Here is a 12961-nt window from a genome sequence, read left to right as displayed (position 1 = left end):
ACAAAACACCGGGGTGATCCCGCCTCCGCCGCGAATCATCTGTACATTGGCGGACGGCACTTCGGTGCCCGCGAGCCCTGGTCGTACCCATCCCCCCCGGGTCGATCAGGTGGTGGCGGGGGACGCCCCCCCTGCTCCCCGCCACCGAGCTCCTCGCATCGGCCGAGTACCCGGCCGGTACCGATCCGGCCCCGTACTAGCCTTGCACCGTGGAACCACACGGCACGCAACCCTCGAACGGCATCTCGCCGGGCTCCACTTCTCATGTGGGTCACGGTCACGGCCACAGCGACTCCCCCGTGCCGTTGGGACCGGTGGCAGCCAAGGTCGTCGTCGGATTGCTGATCGCTATTGCCATAGCCGTCATCGCCGGGGCCTTCGCGCTCTGGCCCAGCAAACAGAGCATCGACATCCCGCTGCCGTTCCAGACCTCGGGTGGCGGTGCAGTGTCCACCGAGGCGGGCACCATCACCTCGCAGAGCATCGGACCCTGCGGGAGTCCCGACGCAGGTCGAGCATTCACCGGCAATCCGACCCCTGCGGTCAACGATTCGTACGAATGTCAGCGCAGCATCGTCGACATCACCACCGGTGAGGACGCAGGCGAAAGGACGGTACTCGAGATCGCGCCGGGTCCCGGCCAACCGACTCTGAGCGCCGGTGAGGACATCCGGCTGGTTCTGCAGACAGACCCCTCCGGTGGAGTCCGATACTCCTTCAACGACTATTCCCGCGGGCTTCCGCTCGGGTTGATCGTCGGCGTGTTCGCCGTGGTCATCTGCGTCGTGGCCCGCTGGCGAGGATTCCGCGCGCTGGTGGGCCTGCTCATCGCGTTCGCCGTCCTCGTGGTGTTCATGCTGCCCGCGCTGCTCGACGGCGCTCCGGCCATTCCGGTCGCGCTGGTCGCCGGCGCGATCATTCTCTACGCCGTGCTGTATCTGGCGCACGGCGTGAATCTGCGCACCAGCTCGGCACTACTGGGCACGCTGACCTCGATGGGCGTTGCCGCAGTGCTGTCCTACGTCGCGATTCGGATGACGCACCTCACCGGGTTGTCGGAGGAACAGAACACCGCGGTGCAGACGTACATCGGCAATGTCAGCGTCACCGGTCTGCTGTTGGCCGGCTTCATCATCGGCTCGCTCGGTGTGCTCAACGACGTGACGATCACCCAGGCCTCGGCGGCCTTCGAGTTGGCATCGGTGGACGAGACGGCGTCGCGGCGCGAGATCTTCACCGCCGCGATGCGGGTGGGGCGCGATCACATTGCCAGTACCGTCTACACCCTGGTACTCGCGTACGCCGGTGGTGCGCTGCCGCTGCTACTGCTCTTCAGCGTCGCCGACCGGTCGATCCAAGACGTGTTGACCGGCGACGCGGTGGCGATCGAAATCGTGCGGTCCTCCGTCGGTGGCGTCGCGCTGGCCCTGTCGGTACCGCTCACCACCGCCATCGCCGTCCTGCTGGCTCGGCCGCTGACCTCGTCGCGGATGCCCTCTTCGCCGCGGCAGGCCAAGCCCACACGATCGCGGGGCTCGGGCCGCCACAGCGCGTAGAGCGGCTTCGCCGCATGTGAGTGGAAACTCGTAGCAGGCACCGATCTTTCGTGCACGTGCGGCGAAGCCGCTCGGTCAGGCGAACGCAGCCGCAACGGTCGCGGACAGCAGCTCACCCTCATGGGTGCTCAGGCCCGCTTTCAGACCGGGGTCCGCGGCGCAGGCGGCTTCCCAACCCTTGTCGGCCAGGGCAACCACGTAGGGCAGGGTGGCGTTGGTTAGCGCGTACGTCGAGGTACGGGGCACGGCTCCGGGCATGTTGGCCACGCAGTAGAAAACGGATTCGTGCACCTTGTAGGTGGGATCGGCGTGGGTGGTGGCCAACGAGTCCTCGAAGCAGCCGCCCTGATCGATGGCGATGTCGACCAGAACCGATCCCGGCTTCATGCGCTGAACCAGGCTGTTCGACACCAGCTTCGGCGCTTTCGCTCCGGGGACGAGTACGGCTCCGATGACCAGATCGGCGGCCAGCACGGCCTGTTCGAGTTCGTAAGCGTTCGACACCACTGTCTTGACGGCACCGCGGTACTGATCGTCGATCGCGCGCAGCGCTCGGACATCGAGATCCAGTACGGTGACGTCGGCGTGCATACCGAAAGCGATTGCGGTGGCGTTCTTTCCGGAGACGCCGGCTCCGATCACGACGACGTTGGCGGGACGCACTCCCGGTACGCCACCCATCAGTACGCCGCGGCCACCTTCACTCGACATCAGGTGGTAGGCACCGGCCTGCGGTGCCAAACGGCCGGCAACTTCGCTCATCGGCGCGAGCAGGGGCAGCGATCCGTCTGCGGCCGTGACGGTTTCGTAGGCAATGGACGTGGTGCCCGACGCCAGCAACGCGTCGGTGCAGGCCTTTGACGCCGCAAGATGCAGGTAGGTGAACAGCACCTGACCCTTGCGCAGGCGTGAATACTCCTCGGCGATGGGTTCTTTGACCTTGAGCAAGAGATCGGCCGCGTCCCAGACGGCAACCGCGTCGGTGAAAATTTGCGCGCCTGCGGCTTTGTAATCGGTATCGGTGAACGACGAACCGGCGCCGGCTTCGGTTTCGATGATCACTTCGTGTCCTCGCGAGACAAGTTCGTGCACGCCTGCCGGGGTGATGGCCACCCGGTATTCGTGGTTCTTGATCTCGCGTGGAATTCCGATTTTCATGACGTCCTCCTGCAGTGGCGGTGACCGAAGCGACGCTCCGTGGGTACGCCAACTATGAATTATGTGCGGAATTGCTACAATGGATGTGAACAACATTCTGTATCGTCGGGCCATGGATGCAGATAGTTCATTTCAGCCGGTCGATGAGGGGGCTCGATCGAATGATGTTCGGTCCGTCGCCCTGGACCGAATCGACCACATTCTGCTCGACGAACTGCGTCGAGACGCACGCACACCGAACAATGCGCTGGCGGCCGCAGCAGGGATCGCGCCGTCCACTGCCCTCACCCGAGTTCGGGCGCTCGTCGAACGCGGCGTCATCCGCGGCTTCCACGCCGACATCGACCCCGAGGCCCTCGGGCAGGGCATTCAGGCCATGATCTCGGTTCGACTGCAAGCGGATGCTCGACGGCGGATCAGCGAATTCGGTTCGAAGATCGCGTCCCGCAAGGAGACGCTGAACATCTACTTCATTGCCGGGGCCGACGACTTCCTGGTGCATGTGGCGACGGTCGACACGGCCACCCTGCGCGATTTCGTCGTCGAGAATCTCAGTGCCGACCCTGCCGTCGCAGCGACCGAGACCATCTTGATCTTCGAGCACATCAGGCCGCGAAACACGAACGCGGACAAATAGAACCGATCAGGGTGCCGGCGGCACGATCGGGGGGAAGCCCGGCAACGTGAAGTCCGGGAAGCCCGGAATCAGCGGCGGCGGCTGCTGCGTCGTAACGGGCGGAACGGACTCGACCGGTGCCGGTGGCGGCTCGACCGTCGTGGTCTCGGTGGTCGTGACCGGCTGTTCCCACGTGGTTTCCGGCTGCTCGGTCGTCGGCTCCACAGTGGTGGTCGGTTCCGGCGCAGGCGGTGGCGGCAACAGAACGGGAGCAGGCGTCGTCGTCGGCACCGTCGTGACCACCGGAGTATCGGTTTGGTCGCGACTGACCGAGGTGTCCACTACCTGCGGAGAGTTCTGGTGGGTGAACATGAAGCCGGACACGGCGACCACCGCTGCCGCGCAGAACGCGAGCACTCCGCCGGTCCGCAGCCTGCGCCGTGCGCGAGTGCGATCGTCTTCACCGTCGTCGTCGTCGTAATCGGCGTCGAGCCAGTAGATGTTCTTCAGCTGGAACGGAACGGGCTTACCGTCCTCGACGGTGTCGACGGCGGCATCAGTGGCAGCATCGGTGGCGGATGCATGCAACACCGGCTGTACTGCAGGCGCTTCCACCGCGAGAGCAGAGACGTCACCCACGCCGTTCTCGGAAAACTCGTGCACCGCTATCGATTCCGACGAAGGCTGAGCCTCCACGGTCGACGGCTCAGGAATATCGGCGGGCGCGTCGGCGAACTTCGAGGATTCGAAACTGGTTGCTGCAGAAGCAGATTCGGTAATCGATGCGGCAGCGATCCACGGACGTGCGGGCACGGGACGAGTCGAGCTCGGCGTCGCCACCGGCGGTGCGGCATGCTGCGACTCCGAACGCGCGGGCATCATCGGCTCGGGCGCAGGTGGCACCACAGGCACAGGCGGTGCCACCGGAGCCGGCGGGACAACAGCGGCGCTGTCCGTGTGTCGACGTCTCGGCACGCTTGCCTGCGCGTCGCGCGCAGTACGGTCCGGAGCGGTTCTGGTGCGCGAATTCGGCCGCGCGGCCAATGCTGCTCCGCGTGCGGCCACCGTCTCGGGCTCGGTCGGGACAATCGAGGGCAGTTCGAGCAGTGGGCCCACGCGCTGCTGGACGATGGGCATGCGGGCACCACCACCGATCAACACGACCGCGTCGATCGGCACGTTGGCACCGATCATGACCTCGCGGGCGAACTCGATCGCCTCGTCGAGCAGGTCTGTGATCAGCAGTTCGAAATTCTCCCGAGACAGCAGGATCATCCCGCTCGCGTCGGGCAGGCACACGGCGTCCTGGGTGGACAGGCGTTCCTTGGCGATGCGGCAGCGCTTCTCGAACAGCGCAATGTCGGGGTCGGTCGCCGGCTTACCGAGGCGCTGGAGCTGATTGTTGCGCACGTAGGCGTCGATCAGATCACCGCTGTAGGAGCCGGAGCGCTGGGATGCCGTCACCGTGCGCGCCGTCAGGTCGACGACGCTGACCGTCAATCCGGAACTACCGAGGTCGAACAGGGCGACAGAGCCGGCACCTCGCGCCTCACCGGTGACGGCGAGGTATTCGATGACGGCCTCGACCTCGGGGACCAGGTGGTAGTTGTTCAGGTGAGCACCGGCGAAGGCGGCGCGCAGCGCATCGGCCTGACGCGGATCCCGGTAGGCGATGCCGGTGGACAGTTCGGGTTCGACCTCGGCAGCGGCACCGATCGATTCGGCGGCCAGGTGCGGGAGGTCCCCGGTGGCACTGTCGATCAGTTCGTTGCGGAAGAACAGTGGCCGCTCGACGTCGGTGACCAGGGCGGACGAAGTGTCGCCGGAGGCTCCGAACTGGTCGGCTCTGGGCTGCGCCGTGCGCACGGCTCGGGTCCCCATGGACACCCCAAGCAGCACAGTCACGATCGTCGGCCTCACTTCGTTCGGCGGTTTCGATGAACGCCCCATCGGGAGTCCACCCGCACACGGTACCGTCTCGCGGCGAGCTGCACGAAAGGGTGCCTACGGGCCTGCTTGTTCGGCTTCGGTGTCGGTGAAGCCGAAACCGATGTCGGACGCCTCACCGGGAGGCTGGTACATCTCACCGGTGTACGAATATTGCTCGACGTAGAGCTGCTCGTACGTCAGAGTGGTCGGTCCCGCCGCCGCCGGTTGGTCGGGTGGAGGTGTGTCGGTGACCGGGGGTGCGATCTCGGCGAGAGTTGCCTCGAAACCGGGGTCGGTATTGATCACGGATCTGGGCGCATTGTCGAAATCGGCGAAGACCGCGAACATCAGCGCGACAACCACGACTCCGACCGACACCGCCACGGCGCCGATCTTGAGTACCGCCTGCCGAGTCCACTGGCGGTCCGACAGAGTCGACAGGTACGACAACGGAATCGCAGCGACCCCGCGGCGACCGACACCAAGGGCTTTGTGTGGCGATGGGTCTTCCCGAGCGAGTTCCGGTTCCGCTTCGGGTTGCGTCGTCGACTCGACCTCGGACGGCGACTCCGATTCCACTACCTCCGCTACAGGCGAGGGTTCCACTACCGGATCGGGGGCCTGCTTCGAGCCGATTTCAGCCCTGATCAGCGCGCCCTCGGCAACCGGCGACACCGAGTCGTGGACGGTGAGCGGCACCGGCCAGGTGGCGCGAACTCGCCGCTGGACGAGGGGGCTGTTGGCCACTCCTCCCAGCAACACGATCGCGTCGGGGGTCTGGGGACCGACCCACTCGATCATGTCGTCGATCAGTGGGGTGGCGACCGCCTCGAACTCGTCGCGTTCGAGGATCATCGGGCCGTTGTTGGGTGCGCGCACACCGGCCGACGTGGTCAGTAGCTCCCTGAGCTCTCGGAAGAACGTGCGATAGGACGCGGCACCCTCGGGCCCTTCCGGTTCCGGCAGGATTCCCTTGGTCATCACCAGGCCCTGCACCACGTCGTCGAGGCGTTCGCCGCCGAACGACTCCGTTCGGTCGTGCCATTCCACGGTTTCCTCGGCGGTGTTCACGACCAAGGCCGACGTTCCGTGTCTGCCGAGGTCGAGCACCAGCACGTTCGTCGCGTCGGCGAGGGTGTCGAGCGAACGCACGAACGCGAGCAGCGCGTAGTGCTCGTCGACCGTCTCGACGGATGCAGCCAGGCCTGCCGACGTCGGGAAATCCGTGTAGCGCAGGGTGCGAGCCTCGCGCCCGGTGATGACGACGGAGTCGAAGGGGCCGCGCGCTCCGATGCGGTCGGACAGGTCGTGCATCGCACGGTCCGGATCGGTGAGCTCGAGATCGACGGACTCGACGACGCGGCGGTCACCATCGGTGTAGGCGATGCGCAGGGCGTCCGACTCCACGGCCACGCCGCAGACTGGTCCCATCGAGTGTTGTCCTTCGATTGCTTGCCGTATGAACAGACGATCGGAACCTATCGTACGCACGCTCGGTGTGGCCGAAACGAGCAAACGGGCCGAAAACCGACATGCGGGACGTAGGTCACGAAACTTGCACTCGGTATGCGGTATCGGCTTCAAACAATCTGAGATATTGTTTACCCGGGTCTGGGGAGACTGCGGGTCGAAATATTTTCCGTCGGCCCGTACGACTTGCGAGGCCGCCCGGTCTCGCACCCAAGCGATCGGTGGAGGTCCGTCACGATGGAAACACTCAGTACGCAGTTCGACGCACGCATTCGGGACGTGCTGGACAAGCTCGGCAAGATGCCGGTCGCCGCGTCGGACATCGACTCTGCTTCCGACCTCTACGACAGTGGCTTGACCTCGCACGCGAGTGTCAACGTCATGATCGGCCTCGAGGACGAATTCGACATCGAATTCCCGGACTCGATGCTGCAGAAGTCCACGTTCGCGAGCATCGACGCGATCGCAGCTGCTGTCGCACAACTCGCAGGCTGACGACCATGACGGTCTCGTCCGACAGTCGCCCCGCGCAACTGCCCCTCACCGACGTCCTCAAGACCCTCCGTACGTTCGCGGCCGAGGTCGACCGCGAGGGCAGGTTTCCCGCCGAGTCCGTCGACGCTCTGCGCTCGGCAAATCTGTTCGCCGCCGCGATACCGACGGCGCTCGGCGGCGGTGGCCTGTCCCTCACCGAGCTCGCGCGGGTCGCACGCGATCTCGGTGCCGAATGTGCCTCGACGGCAATGATTTTCGTCATGCACCAGTCTCAGATCCTGAGCATCGTCAGGCACGGCGGCACCCCCACATCCGACGCGTTGCTGCGCCGCATCGCAGCGGACCAACCGCTCGTCGCGTCGGCGACGACGGAGATCAACATCGGCGGCGACGTGCGGTCGAGCAGCTGCGCGGTCGAGTACGACGGAGACCGCATCCACCTGGCCAAGACCGCACCGGTGATTTCGTACGGCGAATACGCCGAGATCGTTCTCGCGACGGCGCGGCGCACGGTGGACAGCCCGCCGAGCGATCAGGTTCTGGTGGTGTGCCAGAAGCCCGACGTCACCCTCGAACGCACCAGCAACTGGGACACTCTCGGGTTTCGTGGCACCTGCAGCCCGGGCTTCCAGCTCGACGCCGTTGCCGACCGCTCGAGCATTCTGCGCGACAACTACGGCGAGATCTCCTCGCAGACAATGCTTCCGGTCGCCCATGTGCTGTGGGCCTCGGCCTGGCTCGGCATCGCCGACGCAGCCGTGTCCAAGTCACGCAGGTTCGTCCGCAAGGCGGCGAGCAAGAGCCCCGGCGTCACTCCTCCCTCCGCCCTGCGGCTGGCCGAATTGTTCGTGGCCCACGAACAACTCGTCGACACCGTGTTCGGCGCAGCGGCGAAGTTCGAGGCCATCGCAGATTCCCCCGAGGAGCTCGGTTCCATCGGTTTCGCCGTCAAGATCAACAACGTCAAGGTGACGGCGTCGACTCTCGTCATCGACATCGTCGGCAAGGCGATGCAGATCTGCGGCATCTCCGGGTATCGAGAAGACGGCGACTTCAGCATCGGACGGCACCTCCGCGACGCGCACGGCTCGGCGATCATGGTCAGCAACGAACGCATCCTCGCGCACAACTCTCAACTCGCGCTTCTCTACAAAGGCAAATGATGACCCAGACACAGGACAAGACCTCCGAACTGGATTCGGCACGAAGCGAATTCAGGCAAGAGCTCGTCGACGCCGGCCTGCTGATCCCGTCGTCGGTACTCGGTCTGTACGGCCGGTCCGGCGAGTTCGAGGACATCATCGAATCGATCGACCGTCGGGTCGTGGCCGCGAGCGCGTCGGAACACGGAACGACTGTGCCCAGGTTCCGATTCCCGCCGGTCTTCCCGCGGGAAGCATTCGAGAAGACCGACTACATCGCGTCGTTCCCCAATCTCACCGGTGCCATCAACACGTTCGACGGCGACAACAAGGCCCATGCCGCGCTGCTCGCCGATCGGTCCGAGGGCAAGGACTGGGATCACCACCTCGAGTCGGCCGGGACGATGCTGGTGTCCGCGGCATGTCACCCGTCGTACTCGATGTTGCCGTCCGTACTCCCGTCCGGTGGGACGACGTACGACATCTACGGGTACTGCTTTCGGCACGAGCCTGCCGTCGACCCTGCTCGCATGCAGGCCTTCCGCATGCACGAGATCGTGCGGGTCGGCACTCCGGACGACGCCGTCGCCCACCGGGAGAGGTGGGTGCAACGCGGCCTGGAGGTACTGGCCGAACTGGGTCTCGAGGCGGAAGCGGTGATCGCCAACGATCCGTTCTTCGGTCGGGCAGGTCGCATGCTCGCGGCCAATCAACGCAACGAGAACCTCAAGACCGAGCTGGTCGTGCGGCTGTACGGAGACCTGGACGACGGCACGGCCGTGGTCTCGTGCAACTGCCATCGCGATCACTTCGGCCACACCTTCGACATCAGCACCGCCGACGGCGAACCTGCTCACAGTGCCTGCGTCGGCTTCGGCATGGAGCGTATTGCGCTGGCGCTGTTGCGGACCCACGGGATCGACCGCGACAAGTGGCCGAGGTCGCTTCGCTCGTGACGTCGGTAGCCGACGTCGATATCCCTACCAGCGATCGGAGCGCGCTGTGAACACCACGAATACGGCGACATCCGAGTCCGCCGACAACCGTACCGACGAGCTCGAACAGCTACTGATCACCGAGGCAGGCGTACCGGGCAGACAGTCCACCTGGTTCGGGTCGGCAACATCGCCGCTGCTCGGTGCCGTGCACGTTCCCGAGGGATCGGTTGCCCGCGGTGCCGTCGTACTGGCACCGCCGCTCGGCAAGGAGCAGGTCGACTCGTACCGCGGTCTGGTCCTCCTGGCCCAGCGCCTCTGCGCTCGGGGCCTGCTCGTACTGCGCTTCGACTATCCGGGAACGGGCGACTCGTCCGGTGCACAGGACGACGACGGCATCGTCGAGCAGTGGCAACGCAGCGTCGTCACGGCGGTCGATTTCGTTCGGCAGTGCGGTGTTCGCGATGTTGCGGTCGTGGGTCTGCGAGCCGGCTCGCTGCTCGCCGCATCCGTGGCTGATCGGTGCGGCCCTCTGACGGGAATGGTGTTCTGGGATCCGGTCGTCAGTGGCCGCTCGTATCTTCGGGAACAGCGCGCTCTGTATTCGATGACCGTCGCGCGAGACGACGAGTCGGACCCGCGAGTGTCCATCGTCGGCGCAGTCCTGCATGCCGGAGTGGCGGCAGAATTCTCGACCCTGGATTCGTCGAAGCTGGAACGGCTCGACTGCCCGGTACTGGTTGCCACGCGCAGCGAACGTGCCGACGCCACGCCTGTTCGCAGACTCGTGTCCGCGCAGCAGGCGGACGAGCACACCCTCCGCAATCACGACGCATTCCTCGAGCCACCTGCCTGGGACGTGGTCATTCCGCGTCCGGACATCGACGTGATCGCGCGCTGGGTACAGGCCACGTTCGCGTCGACGACCACGCCGGTCACCGTTCCGATTCGACGTTCCGCCGTGGTCTCGACTCCCCGGGGCGACGTCGTCGAAACCATCGAGCGGCTCGGTGACGACGAGCTGTTCTCCATCCGCACCACCGCGGTGGCCACCACGGCCGGCGGTCCTGCCGTGGTCATGTACGGCACCGCGTACGAGCACCGGGTCGGACCGGTACGGCTGTGGGTCGAGTTGGCCCGCACCCTCGCGACGGCAGGCATCACCTCGGTCCGTTTCGACCGTCGCGGTACGGGAGAAAGTGGAGACGTCGGTGCCGACGACGCACCCACGCTCTACAGCGAACTCGGCGACGCCGACGCACTGTGCGCCGTTCGATCCGTGGGAACAGCGCCCGACAAGATCGTCTCGGCAGGTCTGTGCTCGGGTGCGTGGTATGCCGGTTACGCCGCCCACCGCGAGGGCCTGAACACGGCGATTCTGATCAATATGCGCGAATGGACGACGCGGCGTGTCGATTTCACCAAGAGATCCACCATCGCCCAGAAGCAGGGATTGACCGCGATCGCACTCGACCGCGCACACACGGCCGCCGTTCGCTTCAAGAACTGGTCGCAACCCCGGATGCCGTACCGACTGTGGCTCGCGCTCGGCCGTCGTGGCTGGATCCAGGTTCCCGAAATCTCGTTGGGAGAGCTGCAGCGCAAGGGAGTCGACGCGTCCGTGCTGCTCGTCCCGGACGACAAGCAGTGGTTCCTCGACAACCGCGGCCCCGAGAGCCTGCATCGGTTGCGCCGCCGGGCCGAGCCCGAGCACCCACCCGTGGTGAAGGCGTTCACGGACGGAGATCACACCCTCTTCGGACGCGATGTTCGCGACACGGTCAGGGCCGAGATGCTGCAGACGATCGATGCTGCGCTCGGAGTCCACATCGAACCGCAGGACCCACCTGTGAAGGTGAACTGGACGCCGTTGTGAAACATCGCGCTCGCCGGGTACCCCCGCCCGATCACGGCCGACTCGACAGGATCACCTACTACCCCGTCGAGCAGGTCCGATGGGACATGGGCTTCAACAGCCGTACCGTGCCTTTTCACGCGGTGCCGCCCGAGTTCGCGGTCGCGGCGTCGCAACCCCCCGGACAGCTGTCTGCGGCCGATTCGATCCCCGACGGGGACCCGATGTTCACTGCGGCCGAGGCGTCGGGCACGGCCGTTGCAGGCTCCAAGCCCGCCGGCCGCAATCTCGCACTGAACTCGTTCGCGATGATGTTCTCCACCATTGCCACCGGCGCGCTCGGTCTGGCCTTCTGGGCCGTGGCGGGCCGGCTGTTCCCCGTCGAAGAAGTCGGCAGTGCATCGGCGGTGATCGCGTCGGCGGTGATGATCGCGACGCTGTCCAACCTGAGCCTCGGCTCGATGTACGAGCGGTTCCTGCCGACCGCGGGTGTGAAGGCCAAGTCCTATGTGCTTCGCGGCTACGCCGCCGTGCTGTCGCTGGCACTGGTCCTGGGATGCGCGTTCTTGGTCGTGGCCCCGGTGGACGAGTTGTTCACCACCACGACCGAGATCGCGACGTTCCCGATTTTCGTCGGCGTACTGGCCGTGTTCGCGCTGCAGGATCAGACGTCGTCCGGGCTGGGCTTCGCGCGGTGGGCGGCGGCCAAGAATGTCTTCCACGCGGTCGTGAAGTTGGCGGTCCTGGCCGTCACGTACGAAACCGGCCGTAGTTTCACCATCATCGCGGCGTGGGCGGTACCAGCGGCCATCGCGGCGATAGTGCTGTTTCGCGCGTTCGGGAAGAAGCTCGGCACCGATCCGCGTTACCAGCTCACACCGAACCTGCCGCCCCGTAAAGAGCTGTGGTCGTACTTCGGGTCGGCGTACGGCATCACTGCCCTGGGAACCTTGGCACCCCTGATGATCCCGATCATCGTGGTGAGCACGCTCGGTGCCGAACAGAATGCCTACTTCTCGCTCACCTGGTCCATCGTGAGCGCCATCTACGTGTTGATCGGGGTACTGGTCGGCCCGTTCGTGGCGGAGGCGGCTGCACATCCCGAACAGTTCTCCAAGCTCGCCAAACGCTTCATCGGCTTGCTGTGCATCGTCGCCGTGGGCGGATCGTTCTTTCTGGCGGTCGTCGCACCGTTCGGACTCGGTATCGTCGGCCCCGACTACCGCGAGAACGGGACCATCATCGTCCATCTCGCTGCCGTCACCATCCCGCTGTCCGTCGTCGGGGCCCTGTACGACGGTCTGGCCAGGGTCCGACGTCGTATGCGGCTTGCAGTGCTCGTCCAGATCGCGGCCACCATCATCATCGTCACCGGGTCGCTGACGTTGTCACCGAGCTTGGGCATCGCGGGCATCGGCTGGTCTTATCTGGCGGCCGAAGCCTTCGGTGCCGTGGTTCTGTTGGTGCCCCTGATCAGGTGGATCGGGGACCTGTCCGGCGGCGCTGGTGCCGAGCATGCCGCGCCGGCTCTCGATCCGCGCGACGAATCCACGTCGCAGGCGACGGGTCGTGAGCACAGCGTACGAGCGTAACCGACATCACTCTCGTTAGCTGGCACCGCAAACATTCTTCGAGTACGTTTATACGCAGCTTGACAATCTCATGGCTTCTTTTAAGCTTCTAGTCAGGAAAAGACAGTGGGTTCGACGGGTAGATCAATCCCGCCGAAACCTACGTGCGAACTCGGCGGGGGTCGTGTCGCATCGGTCAGATACAGCTGCAGTAGCTCGATCAGCTAGTGCCCA

At 65.4% G+C, this 12961-nt stretch carries 10 protein-coding genes; 7 read left to right on the top strand and 3 right to left on the bottom strand.

Annotation, left to right across the window (positions count from 1 at the left end; genetic code table 11):
- Positions 1–209 precede the first annotated feature (209 nt).
- Complete coding sequence (locus tag AB0P23_RS16005; RefSeq protein WP_196250951.1) at positions 210–1556, top strand: YibE/F family protein; 1347 nt, start codon at positions 210–212, stop codon at positions 1554–1556.
- A gap of 75 nt (positions 1557–1631) precedes the next feature.
- Here the strand turns inward: AB0P23_RS16005 and ald are convergent, their stop codons facing one another.
- Positions 1632–2714 carry an alanine dehydrogenase gene (gene ald, locus AB0P23_RS16000; protein ID WP_032400372.1) on the bottom strand — a complete coding sequence of 361 codons (1083 nt, stop codon included), beginning with the start codon at positions 2712–2714 and terminating at the stop codon, positions 1632–1634.
- A gap of 112 nt (positions 2715–2826) precedes the next feature.
- Between ald and AB0P23_RS15995 the strand changes: the two genes are divergently transcribed.
- Entirely contained in the window at positions 2827–3351 is a 525-nt protein-coding gene (locus tag AB0P23_RS15995; RefSeq protein WP_027495632.1) for an Lrp/AsnC family transcriptional regulator, read from the top strand.
- 6 nt (positions 3352–3357) lie between these two features.
- Here the strand turns inward: AB0P23_RS15995 and AB0P23_RS15990 are convergent, their stop codons facing one another.
- Together AB0P23_RS15990 and AB0P23_RS15985 are read right to left on the bottom strand one after the other, a co-directional pair.
- The gene (locus AB0P23_RS15990; protein ID WP_206497718.1) at positions 3358–5235 is read right to left on the bottom strand and encodes an Hsp70 family protein; all 1878 of its coding nucleotides are present in this window, start codon (positions 5233–5235) and stop codon (positions 3358–3360) included.
- Positions 5236–5334: 99 nt separating this feature from the next.
- The gene (locus AB0P23_RS15985) at positions 5335–6690 is read right to left on the bottom strand and encodes a hypothetical protein (protein WP_363798198.1); all 1356 of its coding nucleotides are present in this window, start codon (positions 6688–6690) and stop codon (positions 5335–5337) included.
- A gap of 276 nt (positions 6691–6966) precedes the next feature.
- On the opposite strand from AB0P23_RS15985, the gene AB0P23_RS15980 reads away from it, so the two are divergent.
- Genes AB0P23_RS15980 through AB0P23_RS15960 form a run of 5 tightly spaced genes read left to right on the top strand, consistent with a single transcriptional unit; the run spans position 6967 to position 12748 of the window.
- The gene (locus AB0P23_RS15980) at positions 6967–7224 is read left to right on the top strand and encodes an acyl carrier protein (protein WP_027495629.1); all 258 of its coding nucleotides are present in this window, start codon (positions 6967–6969) and stop codon (positions 7222–7224) included.
- Positions 7225–7229: 5 nt separating this feature from the next.
- A complete protein-coding gene (locus AB0P23_RS15975; protein ID WP_283542576.1) occupies positions 7230–8387 on the top strand; it encodes an acyl-CoA dehydrogenase family protein in 1158 nt (385 codons plus the stop codon).
- Positions 8387–9322 (top strand): amino acid--[acyl-carrier-protein] ligase, encoded by a 936-nt coding sequence (locus AB0P23_RS15970; protein WP_283542577.1) that lies wholly within the window; start codon positions 8387–8389, stop codon positions 9320–9322. The genes AB0P23_RS15975 and AB0P23_RS15970 overlap by 1 nt, the downstream gene beginning before the upstream one ends.
- A 46-nt stretch (positions 9323–9368) precedes the next feature.
- Positions 9369–11177 carry an alpha/beta hydrolase gene (locus AB0P23_RS15965; protein ID WP_052061502.1) on the top strand — a complete coding sequence of 603 codons (1809 nt, stop codon included), beginning with the start codon at positions 9369–9371 and terminating at the stop codon, positions 11175–11177.
- A complete protein-coding gene (locus tag AB0P23_RS15960) occupies positions 11174–12748 on the top strand; it encodes a lipopolysaccharide biosynthesis protein (RefSeq protein ID WP_052061501.1) in 1575 nt (524 codons plus the stop codon). Before AB0P23_RS15965 ends, AB0P23_RS15960 begins: the two co-directional genes overlap by 4 nt.
- Positions 12749–12961: the final 213 nt, after the last annotated feature.

Origin of the sequence: Rhodococcus sp. NPDC077669, from assembly GCF_040686915.1 — a bacterium.
In the GTDB taxonomy this organism is placed as follows: Bacteria; Actinomycetota; Actinomycetes; order Mycobacteriales; family Mycobacteriaceae; genus Rhodococcoides; species Rhodococcoides fascians.
The sequence above is the reverse complement of the archived record's forward strand: the minus strand, read 5'-3'. Positions and strand labels throughout refer to the sequence as shown.